The sequence below is a fragment of the uncultured Brachyspira sp. genome (assembly GCF_949287625.1).
Classification (GTDB): Bacteria; Spirochaetota; Brachyspiria; order Brachyspirales; family Brachyspiraceae; genus Brachyspira.
Genome location: NZ_CASEGO010000008.1, coordinates 1 through 23,460 on the forward strand (window position 1 = coordinate 1; position 23,460 = coordinate 23,460).

A 23,460-nucleotide genomic window follows, 5' to 3' on the forward strand; every position below is an offset into this window, starting at 1 on the left:
AAAAGAACTGGGGTTTGGGGCAAAGCCCCAACTATAATTTAAAAATCTTAAATAAAAATTTATAAATATTAATAAATTTAGTTTTGAAACAAGTATAATATATTAAATAATATTATATTAAAATTCTTATATTTCTTATTGTGTATTTTAAACTTTTATAATATAATTTGCAACGTTATAATATTAATATGGAAGGATATAATTATTTATGAGAAAACTATATATTATTTTCAGTTTGTTTTTATTAAGTTTTGCCTTATATTCTCAGGAAATAACAAATTCTGAAATTATGACTAATTACGAACAATCTGCTAATTCTAACAATATATTTTTTACTTCTATAGAAAACGGAGATATTAGTAAGGTAAGAGAACTTCTTAAAAATGGTACAGATGTTAATAGTACAAATGCTGAAGGATGGTCAGCTTTGCATTTAGCCGTAAAAGCTAATAAGCCTGCTATAGTAAAAGAGTTATTATCACATAAAAAAATTAATATGAACCCTACACTTCCTGTTGACAGTGTATTTACAGATTCAGATACTAAATGGTATGCTGACGGACAAACACCTCTTTTGCTTGCTGCATATTACGGATATAGTGATATAGTGACTATGCTTTTGAGCTATGGGGCAGATATTTTGGCTAAAGACAGTATAGATGATGCTATGGCTATACATATCGCTTCAGCAAAAGGGTATTATAAGGTTGTTGAAGCTATATTAGATTCTGCTGCTGCTAGAAACTCTAAAATATATATTGTTAATGTAGGGGATAATACGGGTACTACTCCTTTAATGTGGGCTGCTATGAATAATCAGGTAACAGTTATATCTATTTTAATTAGATATAAGGCTGATGTTAATATGCAAGATGATGACGGCTGGACTCCATTACATTTTGCTGCTGCTTCAGATAGTTACAGAGCTGTTGAGATTCTTTTGAATAATGGTGCTGATGCTAATATTGCAGATATAGAAGGTAAAAAGGCTGTTAATGTAACTAATGATACTGATATAGAAGCATTGTTAAATAAATATATGACTGTAAATAATACTCAGACAGAAAACCAATAATTTTTTATATTCTTTATATTTTATGGAAGCAAAAAAATTACAAAGATTTAGTGAATATAGTATGTCTACATATTTGCTTTGTCCTAGAAAGTACAGATATACATATATTGAAAAGCCTTTTAAAAAGCAAAAAAGAAGTGTTAATGTTTACTTTATCTTTGGTAATGCTATTCATTTGGCTTGTAAGGAGTTTTATGAGCAGAGGGCTGAGGAGCGAACTTTAGAGAATTTATATAATATATTTAGAAATGTATGGAAAAGAAGCGGTATAAGAGCTTTCTTTAACAGCAGAGAAGAAGAAAAGGAATTGGGAGAGAGAGGACTTTATATGCTTTCTAATTTCTTTAATTCTTTCTCAAATAAAGTGCCTTATAAAATGGAAAGCTATATGGAAAATAGAGTTAGAGATTACATTTTATTTGGCAGAATAGACAGAATAGATTTATCGGCTGACGGTACATTGCAAATAGTAGATTATAAAACTACTAAATATTATGATGTAGGCGAAGATAATGATGAAAGAGACAGAAAAACTATACAGTTAAAATTATATGCATGTATATTGGACGGTCTTAAATTCAAAGTTACAAGCGGCTCTTATTATCATTTTGAAGATGATAAATTTGATACTGTTGAGTTTACTCCAGAATCTATTAATTATTTAAGAGAATGGTTTGATGAAATAGTTGATGATATAAGATATGATAGAGCCTTTGATAAAAAAATGGGAAGGCATTGTGAGTTTTGCGATTTCTTTAAGCTGTGTCAGGGAAAAGAAGATAATGTTGAGGATTTAGTTCTTCCGTCAGATGAGCTTTTTATGGCTAATATAGAAAATTCTAATGATAATTAATTTTTTATAAAAACTTATTAATTCTACAGGTCATTAATTATAAAATAGGTAATTTTATGAGCAGTCATAATAAAAAAGAATATTCAAAAGAAAATATAATAAAAAGAAAAAAAGATAAGTTTAAAATAAGATATTTAACATTAGAAGATTTAGAAATGTTTAATAATCTTTTAAGATATGCATTTCAGGTAAGCAATAATGAACTTATTACTTTGGGTTATGAAATAGACGAAATAAAACAGGCAAAATCAGCTGTATTAAGTAAGGCTAAAGTACTTGGCTGGTTTGACGGAGAAAAACTGGCTTCTCAAATAGCAGTGTATCCTATGAAGATGAATATACATGGTGTTATATATAAAATGGCTGGTGTTACAGGGGTCGCTACATATCCCGAATATTCTAATCTTGGTCTTATGAATGATTTGATGATAAAAAGTATAGAGATTATGAAAAAAGAAGGTCAGACTATATCAGTGTTATATCCTTACTCTATACCTTTTTATAGGAGAAAAGGCTGGGAGATTATTTCAGATAAGATGAGTTTTGAAATTAAAGATACTCAGCTTCCAAAGACTATTACAAACAGCGGAAGGGTAGAGCGTGTTGCTTCAGACAGTAAGGATTTGAAAGAGCTTTATGATAAGTTTTCTCACATGAGGCATGGGGCATTGATTAGAGGTGATTTAGAGTGGGAAGAGTATTGGCGATGGGACGTTGATGATACTATAGTTGCTATATATTATGATGAAAAAGATGAGGCTAAGGGTTTTTTAGTTTATGTTATAGAAAATGATATTTTTCATGTTAAAGAGATGGTTTATCTTAATTTTGAGGCAAGGCTTGGACTTTGGAATTATATATCGGCACATTTTTCTATGGTAGATAAAGTTCATGGATATAATTATACTAATGAACCTATGGCTTTTTTACTTGAAGACAGTGAGATAAAAGAAACTATAAGACCTTATATAATGGCTAGAATTACTGATGTTAAAGCGTTTATTATCAATTATCCTTTTTTAAGAAAGCCTAAAAATAAAAAGATAAATCTTATAATAAAAGATAATATGGCAAAATGGAATAACGCTAGCTTTTTAATATATTGGGACGAAGATAGAAATACTATATGCAAAAGATTAAATAAAGAATATAAAAGAAACTCTAAAGACAGATATATTATAAAGATGAATATTCAAACTCTTACAGCTATGCTTATGAGCTATAAAAGTCCGTCTTATTTATACAAAATCGGAAGAATAGAATCTACTATAAAAGGTATTAATTTACTTGAATCTATTATACCAAAAGAACAAGTTTATTTTTCTGATTATTTTTAAGTTAATAATATTATGCCTCTTTGACAATTTATATTTATTTTAGTATAATAATGCTGTGAAAGAGATTAATAGACTTAATGATTTATTTGTGCGATACTTAATCGGTACTGAAGGCAATGAGGATATATTAGAAAATATTGTCAATGCTGTTTTAAATGATGTTGGTTTTGAGTCTGTAAGAAATCTTGAAATAATTAATCCTTATAACTTGGCAGAAAATGAGAATTTAAAAGAGTCTATCCTCGATGTTAAAGCAAAAACTAAAGATGGTAAAAAGGTACTTGTTGAAATACAATTAGTAGGAAACAACAATTTTATAAAAAGAATATTGTATTATATTGCAAAAAATATAGCTTCTGAGTTAAAAGAAAGTGATTTGTATATCGGTATAAGTCAGATGATTAGTATTAGTTTTATTAATTTTAATTTAGATATAGGAACTGAAACTGATATAAGAAGAGAGCATAAATGTTTAACATTTGCTGATATTCATAATCCTAGTATTAGACTTGATGATTTTCAGATACATTTTATAGAAATCAAAAGATTTGCAGAAATACTAAAAAATACTAGTATAGACAACTATAATAAAAATAATCTTTTATCTTGGATTGATTTTTTTACAACTAAAGATTTAGAGAAAGATATTGATAAGTTAGTAGGAGGTAACAGCATCATGTCTAAAGTAATAGATAAATATAAAAGATTTGTAGCCGATGAAAAAGAGATGTCTGCATATAATGAAAGAGATACTTTTCTTTATGGACAGGCTGCTATGCTTCAATATGAGAGAGCAGAAGGAAAAAAGGAAGGTATAGAAATAGGTTTTCAGCAAGGTATAGAGAAAGGTATAGAGAAAGGTATAGAGAAAGGTATAGAGAAAGGTATAGAGAAAGGTATAGAGAAAGGTATAGAGAAAGAAAAATATTCATTAGCTAAAAATATGAAAAATAAAAATATGGACATTAATCTTATTAGTGAATTAACAGGACTCAGTATAGAAAAAATAAAAAACTTGTGATTGATTAATATTTGTAGATTATTGCTAGCAAGTTTTTTATATTATAAATGGATAAAATTATTTTATGAAAGTTGAAATTATAGATACGGCTTACGGCGGATATGGAATTGCTAAAAATAATGACGGAAAGGTTATATTTATTCCTCATAGTGTGGATGGGGATATATTAGATATAAATATAACAAAAGAAAGTAAAAAATTTTCTTATGCATATATAGAAAAAATAATAGAGCCTTCCAAATACAGAATAAAACCAAGATGTAAATATACTGGTATTTGCGGAGGATGTGTATTTAATCATATAGATTATAATAAACAGCTTTCTATAAAAAAGAATATAGTTTTAAATGCTGTCAGAAATATTGAATATAAAAAAGATATAAATATTATTTATGATAAAAATTATAATTACAGACTTAGAGTTAATATGATATGTTCAAATGGCAATATTGGTTTTTATAGATTTAAAACTAATGATTTTGAAGCAATTGATGAATGTATTGTTTTGAAAGAGAGTTTATTTAAAAGAATAAAAGATTTCGCAAAAGAAAATAATATTACAGGCAGTATTTATGCTATAGAAAATAATGATAGAGAGTCTCTTGCTTTTTTAGAGTGCAATAAAAAAATAAATATAAAATCATATGAAAAATATTTTAATGGTATAACTATAAAGCATAATAAAACAGTTAGAAGTTTTGGAGATATGAGTATGACCTATAAAACTAAATATGGTAATATAGGCATAGGGCATAAAACATTTTTTCAAAGCAATTTATATTTGCTTGATATTTTTCAAGAGGAAGTTGTAAAATATATAAATCAAGATGATAATACTATAATAGAGCTTTATGCAGGAAGCGGATTTTTTACAGCAGCTATAGAAAGCAAATTAAAAAGTTTTAATAAACAATATAAATTTATTTCTTCTGAGATAAGCAAAGATTCTGTATATACAGCAAATAAATATAATTTTAATATAAAAAATGAAGAGGCTTTTATAACATTAAAAAATATTGATTATTATATTGATGTATTGGTATTAGATCCTCCAAGAGAAGGAATTGATAAAAACACTATAAAAGAGATAATTAGAATTAAGCCCAAAAAAATTATATATGTTTCATGTGATCCTATGACTTTTGCACGTGATATTAATTTATTAAAAGACTATTACAAATTATTAGATTTAAGTATTATAGATATGTTTGCTGATACTTATCATATAGAAACTGTATCATATTTAGAGAGGCGTTAATTTAAATAAAAGTGAATTATGAAGAATAAAATTATTATCTTCATAATTCAAACTCTAATAATTTTTTAATTAAAAAAATCTTTTTCTTCTAGTTTTTTATTTAGCTTTTCTAATTTTATTTTTAAATCATTAAAATGTCTTTGCATTTCATCTCTTTCATTAATTAATATTGATTTTCTTTCGTTTATTGTATTTTGTCCTTTTTTGTATAGCTTAATATATTTAATAATGGAGTCTATTGATATACCTAAATCACGCATTGATTTTGAGAACTCTATACATTTTAAATTATATTCATTATAGTTTCTGATACCGCTTTTGCTTCTTCCTATTTCTGGTATTACACCTATTTTTTCGTAGTATCTTAAAGTGTCTTTTGTTAATCCTGTTAATTGGCTTACTTCTGATATAGTCATGATGTACTCCTTATTATTAATTATGAGGCTATTTTAATATATTAATATTAATATATCAAATACTTATATCTTATAATTAGTTATAATAAAAAAGTATTACTAAATATCATTATATATGATATGATAAACAGAAAATAATAATTGGAATATATATGGATATAAAATCATTAAAATATTTTCTAACTTCGGCTAGAGAGGGCAGTATTACAAAAGCTGCAAATACTCTTAATCTTACTCAGCCTAATCTTTCAAGACAAATAAATAATTTAGAAAAAGAAATAGGTAAGAAACTTTTTGTAAGAAGCAATTACAGTATAAAACTTACATCTGACGGTGTGCTTTTAAAAAAGAGGGCTGAAGAGATAATTGATTTAATGGAAAAAACTAAAATGGAGTTTAAGTCTTCTGAAGATGTAATAGCAGGAGATATTTATATAGGAAGCGGAGAGACATATTATATAAAAATTATAGCGGATATCATAAAAGAGTTAAGAGAGTTGTATCCAAATATAATATATCATATTCATAGCGGAGTATATTCAGATATTACAGAAAAATTAGACAGAGGACTTGCTGATTTCGGACTATTAATAGGAAGTTTTGATGATGCTAAATATGATTATATAGAAATGCCTCATAAAGAATTGTACGGTTTATTAATGAAAAGAGATTCTCATTTATCAAAAAAGAAGTTTATAACTAAAGATGATTTATTAAATATTCCAATAATATGTCCAAAAAGATTTTTTAATAATAAATCAAAAAGCAATAAATTTTATGAATGGATTGGTGAAGATATTGATAAATTAAATATAGTTTTAACTTATAACCTTATTTATAATGCGGCTATTATGGTTGAAGAGGGCATAGGATATGTCATTACTATGGATAAACTTATAAATACGGTGAGTGAAAGTGATTTATGCTTTATACCTTTAAAACCAAAATTATATGTAACTTCGAGTATTATTTGGAAGAAAAATCAAGTATTTTCCAAAGCATCAAAGATATTTTTAGATAAAGTTAAAGAAAAATTAGGAAGTTAATATTTATTTAATTTTTTATTTATCTTATATGAAGCTATGAAAATTAAATGCACTATTTGAGCAGCTCCTATAGTCATCATTATATACTGAAAATAAAAATATAAATCATAAAATGAATGATTTTCTTTAGGTATAAGGAACATGGAGTTAATAATTCCGCTTATTATAAAAGAGTATAATCCTAAAGATAAAACTATTAAAAATAAAACAATATAAATATATTTTAAATATGTATTTTTTACTTTTGTATATATACTTCTGAAAATATTATTAGTATGAAGTCCCAGATGAAATATCATAAGCACAAATCCAGATGATGTTGATACTATATGCAGATTTCTTGCAAACTGATTAGCTATGAAAGGAGAGAATGCAAATATATCCCCAGACATCATGATAGAGCTTACTGCCATTATAATCATATCTAAGAATAATAAAAAATTAATAGTTATAAATAGTTTTTTTATAAAGCCGTATTTTCCTTTTGTAATGCTGCCATACCATTTTATATTTAATATATGATGAAGTATAAATAAAATAAATAGAGTAAAACCGAATATACCATGAAGAAATAAACCTCTTCCTGGTCTGTAGCTCATAAGATAAATAAATATGATGTACATTATAATATCTATTATAATTTTTATTATTTTTTTTAATTTCATTAATAGTCTGCCTTATTAAATTTTTCACTTAACTCCCAATACTTTTATCAATATTGGGAGCATATAAACTATATAAGTAAAAGGAAAATAAAATAAAAAAATTTTATGTAAAAATTCAAATTATATTTCATTTATAGCATTTAATTTTAACCACTCGGAAATTCTATTTTTTAATTCTCTTCCTCCCGAATAATTAAACTCTAAAGCTAATCCTACATAAGCATCTGGTATAAGTTTAGCCAAATCAGAAACGCTTTCTCCAAACATAGTACCGCCATGACTGCTGAATGTAATAACACTTTTTCCAGAAAAATCATATTCTTTTATAAATGAAAATACAGGCATCGGCATAGTAGCCCACCAAGTAGGGTAGCCTAAAAGTATGACATCGTACTCTTCCATATTTTGAACATGATCTGTCAATTCTGGATATACATTATTATTCAAATCTATCTGAGATGTTTCATATATGTTTCCTCTTCCTCTGTATGGGGTTTTCATTTTTATTTCTATTATATCAGCCCCAGTTTTTTCTTTTATAATCTCAGCAGCATTTCTAGTATTTCCAGAATAAGAAAAATAAGCTATTAATATTTTAGGGCTTTGAGGTATTTTTTTATTTATAGAATAAACTGTTTCTATAATATCATTAATAGGTTTGGCATTTCTTGCTATTCTAAATCCTGTATTTCTGTCTGTGCTTAAAGGATTGCAGGCAGAACGGTATGCAGCTCTTAAATGTTTGGCAAAGTCAATATAGCTTCCGCCTCTGCTTACTCTTAAAGAACCATTTTGATTACCATAAGGATTATTATTATTTTCTGTATCATATTCTCCGTAATAATCAAAACACCATTCTGATACATTTCCATGCATATTATAAAGTCCGAATTGATTAGGGCTTAAACTATTTACTTCTAATGTTCTTCCTCTATAACGGCTTGTTTTTACATCAGGGTTATGAGGGTTAACATAATTTTCTTCTATAAGATACGGATAGCTTCCTTCAAAGTTGGCATTGTCGCTTGTAATATGATTAAGAGAATTAAATACTGTTCTTGTGCCTGCTCTTGCAGCATATTCCCATTCTGCTTCAGTTAAAAGTCTGTAGCCATTAGCATTTCTATTCCATTTTACTGTATTTCCTTCTATGGTATATGCTGGAGTAAGTCCTTTGGCTTTGCTTAAAGCATTGCAGTACTCTGCAGCATCATACCAAGTAACATTTTCTACTGGAAGATTTTCACCTTTAAAATGGCTTGGATTTTTACCCATAATATTTTGATAATCCTTTTGACTAACTTCATACGGATCTATGTAAAATGGATTTAGTGTAACTTCATGTAAAACTTCATCTTTATAACGCTGTCTTTCAGTATCTGGGCTTCCCATCATGAAAGTTCCGCCTTCTAATAATATCAAATTATCATTTATCATTTTTTCATCTCCTGAATTATTTGACTGTGTGTTTACTTCCTGAGCAAAAACCTGCTGATTTTGAATTATATTGTTCTTTGATTTGTTTAATGCATAAAAAACTATTACAGCTATAATCAGAACGGATATTGATACTATTTTTTTATTTTTCATAATTTCCTCCCTTTAATTAAAAATGAAGTTTATAATATATTTTATTAATCTTTATTTAAGATGAAAAAGTTATGTAGAAAAAGTTATAGAATAAAAATCATATATTATTTTTTATTCTTTTTATAAGCATTATATTCTTCATCGCTAACATGTTCCAACCAAGTAACATTATTACCGTCTTTATCACCTGTTATTGCAATATGCTTCATTCTGCAGTCTGGGGATGCACCATGCCAATGTTTTTTATCTTTAGGGCAGTAAAGTGCTTCTCCTTCATGAAACTCTAAAATCTCTCCTCCTTCTTCCTGAGTAAGCCCTATGCCTTCAACTACTATCAAATGCTGACCGCATGGGTGAGTATGCCATGCACTTCTTGCACCTGCATCAAATGTTACATAGGCTACAGAGAAATGAGAATCTTCATTAGGCTCAGTCAATAATTCTACTTCAACATCGCCCGTAAAACATTCTTTAGAGCCTTTAAATTTTTTACCTTCTCCTTTTTTTATAAATATTGTTTTTTCTGGTGCTTTTTGGTATTCATAATCTGACATTTTATTTCTCCTTATTTTAATAATTTAATTTTTTATTTTACGTTTATTTTTATATTTTTAATCCATTTTGCTATTTCACTTTCTGAATTATTTATACTGCTTGTACTTCCATATACACTTAATATTTTTCCAACTTGTTTTGATTTACTTAATTTTTCTATATCTGCTCTAATAATGCCAGCTCCGCCTCCGCCATGTGTACAGAAAGGCATAATAATTTTATTAGAAAAGTCAAAACTGATTATAAAAGAGCCTACAGGACTTGCCATTGTATTCCACCAATTAGGACTTCCTATAAATATAACATCATAATCCTCTATGCTTCCAATATTGTTTTTTAATTTTGGTTTGTAATTATTTTTTATATCTCTTTTAGCTTCATCTAGTACTTTATTATAGTTTGATGAGTATGGTTTTTCCGGTTCAGTATAGAAGAAGTCTATTTTTATATTTTGAAATTCTGATTTTAAAACTTTTCCTATAATTTCAGCAAGTTTTTTAGTATTTGCTGAATGCGAATAATATGCTATTAATGCTTTCATAATTTCTCCTATTATTGCTAATAAAAATTGTTCGCTTCGATTATCTGCTAAATAAATTTAGCAGATGCTCACAATTTTTATGATTATTGCTAATAAAAATTGTTCGCTCGCTTTGCGTGCCTTTGGCAGATTATCTGCCAAATAAATTTAAGAGATGCTCACAATTTTTATGGTTATTGCTAATAAAAATTTCGAGCTTAAAGCCTCTTAAAATACGCCCCAAATTTTTATATTTGCCGCTGTTAATAAACTTATTCTTAAGTTGCTACTTTATTTTCCTACTATCTCTAAATGCTCCTTTGGATATCTGTCTCCATATATTTTTATGCCTGAAATAGCTTTATTAATATCTTCTAATTCCTCTTTGCTAAACTCTACATTGACAGAAGCTATATTCTCTCTTAATCTCTCTATTTTTCTTGTTCCAAATATTGGTACTATAAATGGTTTTTGATTTACTACCCAAGCTAATGCTATTTGAGATTTTGTTGCATTTTTTCTTCTTGCTATATCTTCCAAAACTTCAACCAAAGTATAATTATCTTTTATATTCTCTTTTTGAAATCTAGGAATAGAACTTCTAAAATCATTATTCGAAAAGTCTGAAGCATTATTAAATCTTCCAGTAAGGAATCCTTTACCCAAAGGTGAGAAAGGCACAAAACCGATATTTAATTTTTCTAATAACGGTATAAGTTCTTTTTCTGGCTCTCTCCACATTATAGAATATTCGCTTTGTATGGCTGTTAATTTGCATACTTCATCAGCTTTTTTTATAGTATTAACACCTGCTTCAGAAATGCCCCAATGCTTTATTTTACCTTCTTTTATTAAATCTTTCATTGTGTCGGCTGCTTCTTCTATTGGGGTATTAGGATCAACTCTGTGAATATAGTACAAATCAATACAGTCTGTTTTAAGTCTTTTTAATGAACCTTCTAATGATTTTATTATAGTTTCTCTTTTAGCATTTAATACAGGTTTGCCGTTTACAGTTTTTATTCCGCATTTTGTAGCTATCACAACTTTATCTCTGTATTTTTCTAATGCCTCTCCTACAACCTCTTCATTTTTGTATGGACCGTACGCCTCTGCTGTATCAAAAAAATTAACACCCAATTCTATAGCCTCATGTATAACGGATATTAATTCTCTTTTGTCATAATGCTCATCATACACTACACCATATCCCATACAGCCTAAACCTATTTCTGATACTTCTAAATTTCCTAATTTTCTTTTTTGCATAATTTCTCCTATTATTGTTAATAAAAATTGTTCGCTTCAAGTATCTGCCAAATAAATTTAAGAGATGCTCACAATTTTTATGGTTATTACTAATAAAAATTGTTCGCTCGCTTTGCGTGCCTTTGACAAATCATCTGCTAAATAAATTTAAGAGATGCTCACAATTTTTATGTTTGCTGCTATCAATAAACTCATTTAAAATGAGATATTAACAAAACTTACTATATAATTTTTTATTTACTTAAAAAATCTATATATACAGGCACATTACAATTAATTTTTAATACCAATCATGTTTTTCATCACGGTTTAATTCTGCTATTTTCCTCATATCTTCATCACTTAATTCAAAATCATATATTTCTGTATTTTCTATTATATGCTCTCTATTACTAGAACCTGGTATTACAATTACTTCTCTTTGCAAATTCCATCTTAATATAATTTGTGCAGCTGACTTATTATATTTTTGAGCAATATCTTTTAATACTTTATCATTTAAAAGTTCTCTCTGATGTCTTCTTCCTCCCAAAGGATACCAGCCTTGAACAGCTATACCCAAACTTTGAATATACTCTATAACATCACTATCCTGATAATAAGGGTGTATTTCATTCTGAACTAAGGCAGGCATTATATTTATTTTAGGAAGAAACTCTTTTAATTCTTTTATGTACCAATTAGAAAGTCCAATAGAGCGAATCTTACCTTCTTTTACCGCTTTCTCCATAGCCTTGTATGCTTCAACATCGTTTACGCTTGGGTGATGAAGAAGCATCATATCAATATATTCAACATCTAATTTTTTTAATGCCTCATTTATAGCATTTTCTGCATCGCTGTATTGATTAGGATATAATTTTGTAATAATAAAAATATCTTTTCTATCAATCTTTGAATCTCTTACAGCTTTTCCTACTTCTTCTTCATTTCTGTATATATAGGCTGTATCAATTAATCTTACACCATTTTGTAATGCGAAAAGTATAGAATTGTAGCATTCGTCATTTAATAGACTGTATGTTCCTATTCCGTTTAATGGTATTTCATATCCGCTGTTTAATTTTGCTGTTTTTGTATTAAAGTTAAAAACTACTTTATTATTTTCCATATTAGTATTTGCCTCTGCTTTTTTGTTTAATGAAAATATTGTTATAATGAAAGTAAATAACAAAGCAAAAAATATTTTTTTCATTATTTATCCTTTTTATTAATTTATAAACTATACACCTATAGTGCATTACAATATTTATTATTCTATGGAAGAAATTTATAATTAAGTTACAAACTATCAAATTTTATAATTGCATAAATATTTTACAGTTTCAATATCCGTATGCGATAAAAATAAGCTATTTTTTGTATCGAGCTTTAATATTTCATTCATATCACTATCATCTAATTCAAAATCAAATACATTAAAGTTTTCTATAATTCTTTCCTTATGAACACTTTTAGGTATTACAACAACATTTCTTTTTATGAGCCAATTTAATATAACTTGAGCAGCAGTTTTATTATATTTTTTTGCTATTTTTGTGAGGGTTTCATTTGTAAACATATTATTTCTTCCTTCTGCAAAAGGTGCCCAAGATTCTATTTGAATGCCGTATTCTTTCATAAGTTTATTATCTTCTTCTCTTTGAAAAAATGGGTGAGTTTCTATTTGATTAATCATAGGAGTTATTTTATTATGCATAACTAAATCTAATAATCTATCTGGATAAAAATTACAAACTCCTATAGCTTTAATTTTTCCTTCACTATATAAATCTTCCATAGCCCTCCAAGAACCATAATAATCCCCGAAAGGCTGATGTATCAAATATAAATCCAAATAATCTAAACCTAGTTTTTCCATAGATACTTCAAAAGCTTTTTTGGCATTATCATATCCTGCATCTGTTATCCATAATTTAGTAGTTATGAATAATTCTTTTCTGTTAATACTGCTTTCTTTTATAGCATCGCCCACAGCTTTTTCATTAAAATATGCTGATGCAGTATCTATCAATCTGTACCCTGCTTCGATGGCATTTAATACTGATTTTTTACATTCTTCATAATCTGGTACCTGAAAAACACCGAATCCTAATATAGGCATTTCAAGTCCGTTATTTAATTTTACAGTTTTCATGTTTGCTCCTGTTATTGCTGTAAATAAACTCACTTATAATAAAATTTACATTCAACCTTATTTATCAATTATTTTCAAATTATAGCATTAGAGTGCACTCCAATGTCAATAGTTATTTTTATAATTTTTTTAATTTGCACTAAAAGTTATTTCAACGCTTCCTCTTCCAAGTGATTCTTTTAAACCCTCTGTGTTTTCTATATATCCAAGTCTTGTATAACTATATGAAGTTCTAAAACTTTCATAGAACAATACTATGCAGTTATTGCCATATAGTAAAAAATCACCTGTTTTTATACTGCCTATATCTTCAGTTTTAGTTGTAAGATTTTTACTCAAGTTATAATATTTTTCATTTCTGTTTAAATCATTCATATCAATAGTCAAAGGAAGAATAGCTAAAAAATCTTTTGCTGTTTGATTATCATATAATTTTAATTTGTATTCTTTATCTTTTATTTTTACATTAACTGAAGTATTTAAAACATTTAAATTTTCCATAGTTGTATTATCTCCATAAACTGAATTGCAGGCAATAGATGACATAATAGAAAAAATTAATAAACTTAAAAAATATTTTTTTATTTTCATTATATTTATCCTTAATCATTTTTAGTTTTAAGCATATCTTTTTCATGTACTGACATTTGATGCCCGTAATTTTCTATTTTTCTATTTAGTTTATCTAAAGTTGCCTGAAGTTCATTTAATTTTTCCTGCATTGCATCTCTCTGACTTACTAAAAGCTGTTTTCTAGCTTCTAATGTAGCATCACCTTTATTGTAGAGTTTTATATACTCTATTATTGATTCTATGGACATACCAGAGTTTCTCATACATTTTGAAAACTCTATCCAGCCCAAGTCGTAATCAGTATAATTTCTTATTCCGCTTTCGCTTCTTTCTACTTCTGGTATTATTCCTATTCTTTCATAATACCTCAAAGTATCAGCGGATAATTCTGTTTTTTTGCTTACTTCTGCTATTGTCATAATCTTAATTACCTCCTTAATTTTTATACATTATAGCATTAGAGTTTACTCCAATGTCAATATTTATTTATTGAAAAATGATGATATTAGTCTAAATTATTAGTAAAATATATCAAATACTTATGTATTATAATTATTTATAACAAAAAAGTATTGAATAATGAAGCTTAATATTTTTATATACACTTTGTTTTATAAGTTATTATAATGCTTTATATTTGATTTTATTTGTAAGTTATATATTTAATAAGATGTTTTAAAATATGCTTTAAATGATTGAATAATGTTTTAAATTATTTAATTTATTATGAAACAAGTATTTAATAGTTGACTTTATAGTATAATTTAGTATAATTTGTAAAAGTAGAATTACAATTTTTATTTAGGAAATTTATGTCAGATTTATGTTTTAAAGTTTTAGATTGGGACTTTTTTGCTCCTAATATAGATAAAAAATTTATATTGGATAATATAAATAATGATATAAAAATTACTTATGATGAGGCTAATCCCGATTTGGATTTTATACCAAGAGCTCAGAAACGAAGGCTTAGTCAGATAACTAAATTATCATTTGAATCTGTAAAAAATATACTTAAAGAAAATGATCAAATGCCTATATTCTTTGTATCTAAATATGGCGAGATAAAACAGCAGTATAATATATCTAAAAAGATAGTTACAGAGCATGAGGTTTCTCCTGCACTTTTTAGTTTTTCTGTTTTTAATACGGCAGCAGCACAGCTTACTATATTTTATAAAAATCATGAAAGAGCAGTTGCTGTTACCTGCTATGATAATTTTGTAGATACAGCACTTATACAGGCTATTTCTTTTTTAAATAATTCTGAACATACTAAAGCACTTATAATAATAGCTGATGAAAAACTGCCTGAAAGCTATGAAGCTATATCAAAAGATATTAATTATTCTTTTGCCTTTTCATGCATTATTTCAAAGGAAGATGCTGATATAAATATGAATATAATTGACAGTGATATTAAAAAAGATGAAAACTCTATTATTGATTTTATTAAATTTATATCAACAGATAATGCCAATTTGAAATTGGGAAAAATCGAATTAACAAAAAAATAACTTAATTATTATTAGATTTATGTAAAATTATTATTAAGGAGAATTATAACATGACAATTGAAGAACAAATAAAGCAAATAGTGATAGAGGCGGCAAATTTGGAAGGTATGACAATAGATGATATAGATACAGATGCTCCTTTATTTGGTGATGAATTGGGGCTTGATTCTATAGATGCCTTAGAAATAGGTGTTGCTATTAGAAAAAAGTTTAATATAAGTTTTTCTGATATAGAAGAGAATAATAAAAAACATTTTTATTCTGTTGCAGCATTGGCAAAATATATAAGAGAAAATTCAGATAATAAATAAAATTAAGAAACATAAAAACATTATGAGAAAATTAAGCAATACAAATTTTTATTCATTAAAAGATTCAGAAGATATTTTTCTTTTGCATAAGGAAAATACAAGTTCTATAAAATATAAAGACTTTATTTGTGATATAGTTAGAGCTTTAGAGTATATTTCTAAATATGATGAAGATACCATTACAATCTTTATTGAAGATGCATACAGATTTATTGTAATAACTGTATCCGGATTTATACTCAAAAAAAGGGTGAATGTATTAAATAATAATAGTCCTAAATATGTAGAAAGTATAATAAGCAGTTCTATGGTTTATATATCAGACAATGATAAATCAGATATAAATTTGGATAAAGTATTTGAAAGTGTATGTAATGATAAATGGTTTGATGTACTTAAAGAAACTGTTATAGATGAAAATATTAATATCAATTTTTATACTTCAGGCTCTACTGGATACCCTAAACTTATAGAAAAAACTCTTAAGCAATTTGAGGCAGAGGCTTCAAAAATAGTTAATCAATTTGCTGATGATATGAAAGATTCTGTATTTTTGTATACAGTGCCTCATTATCATAGTTATGGTTTTGTTTTTGCAGTATTAGTCCCTTATATGCTTGAACTTAGATTTTTAGATAATAGAATAAATTATTTAGAAACAGTTAATAATTTTCATGAATATAAAAAAATTACTATAGTTACAACGCCTGCATTTTTAAAGAGAATAGATAGATCTTCATTAAAAATAAGAGCGGATTGGCATTTATTTTCATCTACAGGATTATTAGACAAAGAAGTTAATGAACTTGCTAAATATGTATTTGGTGTTGATGTTACAGAGATTTACGGCAGTACTGAGGCGGGGGCTATGGCTTATAGAAGAAGAAGCGAAAATGATTTATGGACAAGACTTAGTGTAGTAAGTCTCAAAGTTGATGAGCATGGAAGTATAGAATGCTGTTCTGGATACACTGGAGATAATGTTTGGATACATGTCGGCGATGTAGTTAATATGAAAAATGAAAATGAGTTTGAGCTTATTGGAAGAGAAGATTCTATAGTAAAAGTTGAAGGAAAAAGAATCAGTGTGCAGCAGATAGACAGACAAATACTTATGGATAAGCATTTTAAAGACAGCTACACAATATACTGCAGGTCGGATAAAAGGGAATATATAGCTTCTTTTATAGTGCTTAATAATAGCAATAGAAATTTAGAAGATATGAAGAGATATGTCATAGATTATTTAAAAGGATATTTTGAAACAGTTGTACTTCCTAAAAAGATATATTTTGTGGATAGTATTCCAAGAACTGAAATAGGAAAGATAGACAGAAAAGCACTTGATACCATAATGCAAGGAAATTAATTTGGATAATTATATTGATTATAAAGATTATAAGATAGAAGAAAAAACTTCTGATATGTTTAGAGTAAAAATTTTTATAGATGAAAGAATGCCTTATTTTGACGGGCATTTTGAAAACTTTAAACTTTTACCTGCTATAGCTCAGGTTAAAATCGCTCTTGATATATATAGAAGTATTTTCAGCAGAGATTTTTCTGTTAATAAACTTATGAAATTAAAATTTGTTAATATGATTTTTCCAAATACTATTATTACATTAGAATGTTATTATTTAAATAATACTCTTTCTTTTAAGATGTATGATGAAGATAAAAAATATTCTGACGGTAAGATTTATTTAAAATAAAGGTTCATCTTATGAGTCATTGGAGCGAAGAAAAAGAGATAGGCACAAGATGGAAAGCTATATTTTCAGCTTTTGTTTATAAACTTCTTGGAAGAACTTTTGTTATAATATATCTTATTCCAATAAGTATAGTTTATTTCTTTTATTCTAAAAGCAGAATGAAAGCTTCAAGAGAATACCTTAAAAGAATGTCTAAGTATAATAAAAAAGTAAAATCTAACTTTATTTGTTCTTATAAGCATTTACTTTCATTTGTTGTTTCTGTAGCTGAAAAAATAGCAGCTTGGAATGGGGATATACCTATAAAAGACCTTATAGTAAAGACTGAAGATGAATATAAAAAAGTTATTGATTTGCTTAACAGTAAAAAGGGAATGATAATATTATTTTCTCATATTGGAAATGTTGAGCTTTTAAAGGCACTAGCAGTTATAAACGAAGGAAACCCTATAAAAAATTATAAGATAAATATAATAATAGATTCGCGTGTTAATAAAAATGTCAATCTATTAATGGGAGAGGGTAAAAATAATTCTTTTATAGATTTTATTGATGCTTCCAATATAGGACCTGAAACTATTTTAAGTATTGAGAACAAACTTGATAACGGAGAGATAGTTGCTATAGCAGGAGATAGAACATCCAATAAAACTGACAGAGTAAATTATATAGAGTTTTTAGGTGATGAAGCTCCTTTTCCATGCGGTGCTTTTCTTATACCTATTTTACTTAAATATCCTGTTTACTATTTCTTTGCCTTGAGAGAAAATGATAAAATACTTTCAAAAAAATATAACTTTTATATATATTCTTCCAAAATAAAACTTGATAATACAGAATTAAAAAACAGAAAGAAAAAAAATGAAACTATTTTAGATTTAACTAAAGAATTTGCTTCTATTATTGAAAAAAAAGCTATAGAATATCCTTATCAATGGTATAATTTTCATGATTTTTGGTATAAGGGGAATTAATTTATGAAAAAACGTACTGATAATAAAAAAGTTTATTTAGAAAATGATTATTATATAAAGCCTTCTTTTTATGATTTGGATCCTATGGGTGTAGTTTGGCATGGGAATTATATAAAGTTTATGGAGCAGGCTAGGGAGGCTATGCTTTCCATTATAGATTATGATTATGATATTATGACAGCTAAAGGTGTTATGTGGCCTATAGTAAAACTTGAAATAAAATATATTAATTCTATAAAATTAAATCAAAAGGTTAGAATACATACTGAAATTACAGAATATTTAAATGGTATGAAGACAGAATATACTTTTTATGATGAAAATGATAAAATTATATCAAAGTCAAGTACATTGCAGATGCCTATAGATTCTGAAACTAGAAAAGGTTTTTTAAATAGTCCTAAAGATTTTGTTGAAAGAATAGAAAAACTTAATAAACTTTGATGCTATTTATATAAAATTTTTTTACAAATTATTGTTTTTTTTGTATTATAATATATACTAATAATAATTGGGGAATAATAAATGAAAAAATTTTGTTTATTAATGATATTAGCTCTTTCTTCTCTATTATTTGGACAAGTAAAAGATGAATATAAAAATGCCAAACTATTAAAAGGTACTTATACTCAGATAGTTAGCCAGAAAGGAAGAAGTTTTGAATCATCTGGAGATTTTATAGTTGCAAGCGGATACGGTATATGCTGGATTACAAAATTGCCTAAAGAATCAATAACTGTTATGGGAGAGAAAAATGTTGTGCAGATACTTCCTAACGGAAAAAAGAAAGTTATGGCTGATTCAAGCAATGCTATGTTTTCTGAAATAGCTAATATTATAAAGTCAATTTTTACATATGATGAAAAAACTATATTAGAATCATTTAATCAAAGTAAAGAAAACAATAATATAGTTTATACTCCTAAAACTGAAGAGTTAAAAAAGATAATAGAAAAAATAGAGGTGAGTTTTGCAAAAGAAGGATATATAGAAAAGATAAAAATGTATTCTTCAAATAACAGCACCACAGAGTATATTATGAAAGTTTTATCCAAATCAAATACTTTAACTTCTGAGGAGATAAAATATTTTGAAGAAGAATAAACTTCTAATAGCTTTATGGATATTTTTTCATCTATCTGTTTTAATTTTATTTATAGCAAGATATGATAAAACGGCAAAGATAGATACGAATTTTTTGTCCATAACGCCTAAATTTTTAGAAGACAAAGATTTTCAAAAGCCTTTGGAAGATTTCTTTTTAAAAAACTCAAGCAGTATTAAAATATTTATAGAAAGCGATAATTTTGATACTGCTAAAAATAGTGCATTAAAATTAGAAGAATATATAAATAACTTAGACAGCAATGTTTTAGTTAATCTATATTCAAGAGATTATGATGATATTTTAAATATAATGATAAAATATAAATATCAGCTTCTTCCAAAAGAGATAAGAGATTATCTTTTAAATGATGAGGCTTATATTGTTGCTGAAAATTCTATTCTTAACTTTTATTCTCCTTTTTTTATTCCTATAGTTGATAATATTGAAGATGATCCTTTTTTTGTAGTTAATTCAAAAATAAATGAAATTTTAGTTTCTGAAAATAATATTCAGTCAAGGGACGGCATTCAGTTTGTAAATTATAATAATAAATATAATATACTCATCAATATAGATATGCCCAAAAAGATAGATAGTGAAAGTTTTTTTAATAATCTTACAGTTTTTTTAAATGATTTGTCAGTAAGTGATAATGTAAAAACATATATATCAGGTGTTCCTATTCATACATATTATAGTCAGAAAAGTGCTAAAAAAGAAATTACAATTATATCTATAGTTTCTTTTGCAGTTATATGTATAATGTTTATATTTATATTCAAATCACTAAAGCCGTATATTATTTCAATGTGTACTATATTTATAGCAGGTGCTGCAGCATTTTTGTATTCATCGGTGTTTTTTAATTCTATTCATATATTTACTTTTGTATTCGGAACTAGTTTGATAGGCATATCAATAGATCATTCAATACATTTTATCACAGAGTGGTACAATGAAAAAGATAAAAAAGAAGTATTAAAAAAAATATTTCCAAGTATGATTTTAGGTTTTTTAACAACCATAATAAGTTATTTATCACTTTTCTTAACTTCTCTTACATTATTAAAACAGATAGCATTATTTTCTATATTCGGGCTTATAAGTTCTTTTCTTACTGTAAATATAATGTATCCAATTATATTTAAAAATGATAAAAGAAATATCAAACAGTCTGTATTATCAGGCAGCAGAAATATATTAAGTGAATATGTAAAAATAATAAATATAAAAACTGTTTCTGTTATTTTTGTAATAGTTATTATACTTTCTATAATATTTATACCTAGAATAAAGGTTAATTTTTCTGCAAATCAGCTTTATGATACTCCGGATTTTCTTCTTGAAAGTGAGAGTGAAGTTTATAAGAGATTGAATACATCACTTGCAAAAAATATTATAATATCAAGCGGAGAAACTCTTTCAAAGGCACTTGAGGCTGAAGAGAGTATAGAAAATTATTTTACTAATAATTATAATGCTATATCGAGAATATTATATTCTGAAAAAAAGCAGATAGAAAATATAAAACTTACAGAAGAGAAATTAATGCCTCTTTTAAGAGAACAGATAAGAGAGCTTAATTTAGATGAAAGTTCGTATAATACAATAAAAGCAGAGTTTGAAAGTATAAAAAATGATGTTCTTGATATAAATAGTATAATAGAATCAGACAGTTTTTCTGAACTTAAAAAAATTATTACTACCAATAATAATAAATATTTTATTATAGCTACAAGTGATTATGATACTAACAATACTATAAAAATTACAAATAATAATGTAAAAGTGTTTAATCTTAATGAAGAGATTAATGATGCATTAGACAGCACGGCAAAAACAGCAGTAAAAATGGCTTTGATAGCATATATTTTAATATTCATAGCCATGTCTATATTTTTTAATAATAAACAGGCTGTGGTTATAATACTAGTTCAATTAATGTCTGTTTTGATAAATTTATCTATACACTCTATATTTGGTATTAATATAAATATATTTTCTATATTTGCCTTGATACTTTCTATAGGGATATCTATAGACTATGCAATATTTTTCTCAAATAGTGCTGCTGATAAGGAGATTACATTTTTGGCGGTATTTTTATCTATGATGACAACGGTATTATCATTTGGTACTTTGGCATTCAGCAGTTTTATACCTGTTAAATCTTTTGGTTTATTTTTGTTTATAGGAGTTTTATCATCATTCATAATTTCTCCTGTATTATTTAAATTTAATAGATTAATAGATAAAGTTTAATATAAATAGTATATTTTATGTATATATGAACTATTTGACATTTTTTTTATAGAATTATATACTTGACGTTTGAGGTGATAACATGAGCAATATATTACTTGATTTCGGCATTATTAATTGTTTGGCTAGAGATAAAGAAGAGCTTTATAATAAGTATTTCATAAAAGGAGAATACGGCTTAAAAGAGAATAATGATTATAATAAAAAATTTTTTCTTGGTAAAATAGATAATGACTTTTTTAATTTTAAGCTTGAAGATCCTTATAATAATAAAATAAACAAAATGGCTTTGCATGCTGTAAATCAATTAAAGCCTATTATAGATGAAGCAAAAAAAAGATATAAAAAAAATAGAATATCTGTTATAGTGGGTACATGCGAAAACGGAAGCGATGAAACTAAAGATTATATACTAAAAGGTTCTGTTTCTGATGAGAGAAGAATATTAGTTATGCAGAGCCTTAATATATGCTGTAATTTTTTACAAAAGTATTTTGATGTTTCAGGACCTTCTTTTACTATATCTACTGCATGTACATCAAGTGCTAATGCTTTAATAGCTGCTGACGAGCTTATAAGAAGCAACATAATAGACGCTGCTATAGTTGGCGGTGCTGATGTTGTAACTGATACTGTTGTTTATGGTTTTGATTCTCTTGAAGTTGTTTCATATAACAAAACAAATTCTTTTTCAAAAAACAGAAGCGGAATAAATTTGGGAGAGGGTGCTGCTTTTACAGTTTTGGCAAGAGAGAATTTTATTGATTCTAAAGATGCTGTATACCTTAAAGGCTACAACAGTAATTCTGACTCTCATCACATGACAAGCCCTGATATAGACGGAAGCACTACAAGCAAATGTATCGATGACGCTTTAAAATATGCATCTATGAATATTGATAATATAGATTATATTAATCTTCATGGCACAGGTACTTTGATAAATGATAAAATGGAGAGTACTACACTAAACAGAGTAAATGCTTCTGATATATGGTGCAGTTCTAGTAAAACGTCATTCGGTCACACTATAGGGGCAGCTGGTGCTATGGAGCTTGGGGTTTGTTTTATTACTCTTTCATCTATGAATAAAGAAAAAATACTTCCACCGCATTTATATGACGGAGTGTATGATGATACGCTTGAAAAAATAAAATTAGTTACTGGCAAGGTTGTATCTGAAAGACTTGAAAATTGTATGAGTGTATCGTTCGGTTTTGGCGGAAGCAATACTTGTTTGATAGTTGGAAAATAATTT

Annotated in this window: 25 protein-coding genes; 15 read left to right on the top strand and 10 right to left on the bottom strand. The window is 26.7% G+C overall.

The annotated features are described in order from the left end of the window. Positions 1-208: 208 nt before the first annotated feature. From Q1X91_RS02915 to Q1X91_RS02935, 5 genes are all read left to right on the top strand, one after another. Positions 209-1,075 carry an ankyrin repeat domain-containing protein gene (locus tag Q1X91_RS02915; RefSeq protein ID WP_300753256.1) on the top strand — a complete coding sequence of 289 codons (867 nt, stop codon included), beginning with the start codon at positions 209-211 and terminating at the stop codon, positions 1,073-1,075. A gap of 22 nt (positions 1,076-1,097) precedes the next feature. Then, positions 1,098-1,928 carry a PD-(D/E)XK nuclease family protein gene (locus tag Q1X91_RS02920; protein ID WP_300753258.1) on the top strand — a complete coding sequence of 277 codons (831 nt, stop codon included), beginning with the start codon at positions 1,098-1,100 and terminating at the stop codon, positions 1,926-1,928. A gap of 56 nt (positions 1,929-1,984) precedes the next feature. After that, a complete protein-coding gene (locus tag Q1X91_RS02925; protein WP_300753260.1) occupies positions 1,985-3,265 on the top strand; it encodes a GNAT family N-acetyltransferase in 1,281 nt (426 codons plus the stop codon). Between the two features lie 55 nt (positions 3,266-3,320). Continuing rightward, a complete protein-coding gene (locus Q1X91_RS02930) occupies positions 3,321-4,286 on the top strand; it encodes an Rpn family recombination-promoting nuclease/putative transposase (protein ID WP_300753262.1) in 966 nt (321 codons plus the stop codon). 64 nt (positions 4,287-4,350) lie between these two features. Beyond that, a complete protein-coding gene (locus tag Q1X91_RS02935) occupies positions 4,351-5,544 on the top strand; it encodes a class I SAM-dependent RNA methyltransferase (protein ID WP_300753264.1) in 1,194 nt (397 codons plus the stop codon). Between the two features lie 65 nt (positions 5,545-5,609). On the opposite strand, the gene Q1X91_RS02940 is transcribed toward Q1X91_RS02935, so the two are convergent. Further along, positions 5,610-5,960, bottom strand: a complete 351-nt coding sequence (locus Q1X91_RS02940; RefSeq protein ID WP_300753266.1) for a MerR family transcriptional regulator — start codon at positions 5,958-5,960, stop codon at positions 5,610-5,612. A 152-nt stretch (positions 5,961-6,112) separates the two neighbouring features. Here Q1X91_RS02940 and Q1X91_RS02945 point away from each other — a divergent pair, with 152 nt between their 5' ends. Further along, positions 6,113-7,006, top strand: a complete 894-nt coding sequence (locus Q1X91_RS02945) for a LysR family transcriptional regulator (RefSeq protein ID WP_300753268.1) — start codon at positions 6,113-6,115, stop codon at positions 7,004-7,006. On the opposite strand, the gene Q1X91_RS02950 is transcribed toward Q1X91_RS02945, so the two are convergent. The 9 genes from Q1X91_RS02950 to Q1X91_RS02990 all read right to left on the bottom strand — a co-directional run bounded on the left by Q1X91_RS02950 (position 7,003) and on the right by Q1X91_RS02990 (position 14,734). Next, positions 7,003-7,671 carry a DUF4405 domain-containing protein gene (locus Q1X91_RS02950; RefSeq protein WP_300753270.1) on the bottom strand — a complete coding sequence of 223 codons (669 nt, stop codon included), beginning with the start codon at positions 7,669-7,671 and terminating at the stop codon, positions 7,003-7,005. The genes Q1X91_RS02945 and Q1X91_RS02950 overlap by 4 nt on opposite strands. 120 nt (positions 7,672-7,791) lie before the next feature. Next, complete coding sequence (locus tag Q1X91_RS02955; RefSeq protein ID WP_300753272.1) at positions 7,792-9,261, bottom strand: flavodoxin; 1,470 nt, start codon at positions 9,259-9,261, stop codon at positions 7,792-7,794. A 104-nt stretch (positions 9,262-9,365) separates the two neighbouring features. Then, the gene (locus tag Q1X91_RS02960) at positions 9,366-9,815 is read right to left on the bottom strand and encodes a cupin domain-containing protein (RefSeq protein WP_300753274.1); all 450 of its coding nucleotides are present in this window, start codon (positions 9,813-9,815) and stop codon (positions 9,366-9,368) included. Between the two features lie 32 nt (positions 9,816-9,847). Further along, positions 9,848-10,357, bottom strand: coding sequence for a flavodoxin (locus Q1X91_RS02965; protein ID WP_300753276.1), 510 nt, complete (start codon positions 10,355-10,357; stop codon positions 9,848-9,850). 270 nt (positions 10,358-10,627) lie between these two features. Continuing rightward, positions 10,628-11,605, bottom strand: a complete 978-nt coding sequence (locus Q1X91_RS02970; RefSeq protein WP_300753278.1) for an aldo/keto reductase — start codon at positions 11,603-11,605, stop codon at positions 10,628-10,630. A gap of 280 nt (positions 11,606-11,885) precedes the next feature. Further along, positions 11,886-12,800, bottom strand: coding sequence for an aldo/keto reductase (locus tag Q1X91_RS02975; RefSeq protein ID WP_300753280.1), 915 nt, complete (start codon positions 12,798-12,800; stop codon positions 11,886-11,888). Positions 12,801-12,896: 96 nt separating this feature from the next. Continuing rightward, positions 12,897-13,742, bottom strand: a complete 846-nt coding sequence (locus Q1X91_RS02980) for an aldo/keto reductase (protein ID WP_300753282.1) — start codon at positions 13,740-13,742, stop codon at positions 12,897-12,899. Positions 13,743-13,871: 129 nt separating this feature from the next. Further along, the gene (locus tag Q1X91_RS02985) at positions 13,872-14,333 is read right to left on the bottom strand and encodes a cyclophilin-like fold protein (RefSeq protein WP_300753284.1); all 462 of its coding nucleotides are present in this window, start codon (positions 14,331-14,333) and stop codon (positions 13,872-13,874) included. Positions 14,334-14,344: 11 nt separating this feature from the next. Continuing rightward, positions 14,345-14,734: a MerR family transcriptional regulator gene (locus Q1X91_RS02990; RefSeq protein ID WP_300753286.1), complete on the bottom strand. Its 390-nt coding sequence runs from the start codon at positions 14,732-14,734 to the stop codon at positions 14,345-14,347. A 393-nt stretch (positions 14,735-15,127) separates the two neighbouring features. Between Q1X91_RS02990 and Q1X91_RS02995 the strand changes: the two genes are divergently transcribed. From Q1X91_RS02995 to Q1X91_RS03035, 9 genes are all read left to right on the top strand, one after another. Further along, positions 15,128-15,832, top strand: a complete 705-nt coding sequence (locus tag Q1X91_RS02995) for a beta-ketoacyl synthase chain length factor (RefSeq protein ID WP_300753287.1) — start codon at positions 15,128-15,130, stop codon at positions 15,830-15,832. A 50-nt stretch (positions 15,833-15,882) separates the two neighbouring features. Further along, entirely contained in the window at positions 15,883-16,143 is a 261-nt protein-coding gene (locus Q1X91_RS03000; protein WP_300753289.1) for a phosphopantetheine-binding protein, read from the top strand. 22 nt (positions 16,144-16,165) lie between these two features. Continuing rightward, a complete protein-coding gene (locus Q1X91_RS03005) occupies positions 16,166-17,512 on the top strand; it encodes an AMP-binding protein (protein WP_300753291.1) in 1,347 nt (448 codons plus the stop codon). A 1-nt stretch (position 17,513) separates the two neighbouring features. After that, a complete protein-coding gene (locus Q1X91_RS03010) occupies positions 17,514-17,858 on the top strand; it encodes a 3-hydroxyacyl-ACP dehydratase (protein ID WP_300753293.1) in 345 nt (114 codons plus the stop codon). 11 nt (positions 17,859-17,869) lie between these two features. Then, complete coding sequence (locus Q1X91_RS03015; protein WP_300753295.1) at positions 17,870-18,832, top strand: glycosyl transferase family 2; 963 nt, start codon at positions 17,870-17,872, stop codon at positions 18,830-18,832. A gap of 3 nt (positions 18,833-18,835) precedes the next feature. Continuing rightward, a complete protein-coding gene (locus tag Q1X91_RS03020; RefSeq protein ID WP_300753297.1) occupies positions 18,836-19,276 on the top strand; it encodes a thioesterase family protein in 441 nt (146 codons plus the stop codon). Between the two features lie 81 nt (positions 19,277-19,357). Then, entirely contained in the window at positions 19,358-19,936 is a 579-nt protein-coding gene (locus Q1X91_RS03025) for an outer membrane lipoprotein carrier protein LolA (protein WP_300753299.1), read from the top strand. Continuing rightward, a complete protein-coding gene (locus tag Q1X91_RS03030) occupies positions 19,923-22,202 on the top strand; it encodes an MMPL family transporter (protein ID WP_300753301.1) in 2,280 nt (759 codons plus the stop codon). The genes Q1X91_RS03025 and Q1X91_RS03030 overlap by 14 nt, the downstream gene beginning before the upstream one ends. 82 nt (positions 22,203-22,284) lie before the next feature. Further along, positions 22,285-23,457: a beta-ketoacyl synthase N-terminal-like domain-containing protein gene (locus tag Q1X91_RS03035; RefSeq protein ID WP_300753303.1), complete on the top strand. Its 1,173-nt coding sequence runs from the start codon at positions 22,285-22,287 to the stop codon at positions 23,455-23,457. Positions 23,458-23,460 lie beyond the last annotated feature (3 nt).